Origin of the sequence: Pseudoalteromonas sp. SMS1 (assembly GCF_021530565.1) — a bacterium.
Taxonomy (GTDB): Bacteria; Pseudomonadota; Gammaproteobacteria; order Enterobacterales; family Alteromonadaceae; genus Pseudoalteromonas.
In genome coordinates, this window is sequence record NZ_JAKGBI010000072.1 from 1 (window position 1) to 1,122 (window position 1,122).

At 43.6% G+C, this 1,122-nt stretch carries 2 protein-coding genes; both read right to left on the minus strand.

Features of this window, described 5'->3' with window-relative positions:
- The coding region (locus L1286_RS24035) for a condensation domain-containing protein (protein ID WP_235409551.1) at positions 1-642 on the minus strand (642 nt) is incomplete at its 3' end.
- Positions 642-1,122, minus strand: a 481-nt coding sequence (locus tag L1286_RS24040) for a phosphopantetheine-binding protein (RefSeq protein WP_235409552.1), incomplete at its 5' end; no start/stop codon positions are given. The genes L1286_RS24035 and L1286_RS24040, both read right to left, overlap by 1 nt.

Genomic DNA, 1,122 nt, shown 5'->3' on the forward strand with positions numbered 1-1,122 from the left:
ATCTGATGCAATGTGGTGCATGTTAAACAACAACACACCTTCCTCTTCGCTCAACACAATGTGCGCCGCGCGCAACATCACATCTTTTGTCAAGTCAAACGCTTGCTCGCTGTCCGCTTGCAGCAACGCCTGTACCTGTGCCGCTTGTGCGTCGCCCGACACATCACGTAAATCGTGTTGTTGGATCGTAAACTTCACGTCGCTAAATGGCTTGACCACTTGCGCAGAGCCCTCTGCACCTTCCACATACACGGTACGCAGTACTTCATGGCGTTCAATGATCCGTAATAGCGCAGTCTCAGCCGCTGAGATATTAAATGTGCCGCTGAGTTCAAACGCCGCAGGCATGTTGTATTGGCTACTGTCCCCTTCTAAGCGATCAAGGAACCACAAACGCTGCTGTGCAAAAGATAACGGTAAAGCTTGATTGTGTTGGTACTCAGCGCGTTTAATTTTTGTTTTTTTATCTGATTCAACACCTTGTAGAAAGCTTATTATTTGAGCCTTATTTTTTCTTATTTCTTGTTTTAGCTCATCTGTAAAATTTGCTCCTTGCCTTAGTTTAAAAGCTAAGTTTCCATCTTTTAAAAAAAGCAACACTCCTTCGCTTGAAGCTTTTTTCACTAACTCTATATAATGCATCAGATAATACCTTCTTCTACTGACAAAAACGTACTCTCAGTTTCTTTGTAAATATTAAAATCATTGATTAACATCGCAATATTTCTTATTGAACAACCGTCAAATAATTCTTTGATATCTAAGGCAATTCCGAATTCTTTTTTCATTATATTTGTCAATCGGATCACCAACAGTGAGTGCCCCCCCAATGTGAAGAAATCTGCAGACGTCGAAATCGTTGACGCGTCAATACCTAGCAGCTCCGCCCAAATCTCTGCTAAACGCTCTTCAACCTCACCTTGCGGTGCGTGATAATCTGCTCCAGCTTGTTGTGTCAACTCTGGTATAGGTAATGCTTTTCTATCCACCTTGCCATTGGGCGTCATCGGCCATTGGGTCACACTGATGTAGTGTTGCGGCATCATGTAAGCCGGTAAGAATGCCATCAGATGCTGCTGCAGTTCACTGTCTGACGGTGTACACGCTTCGTCACACAACACA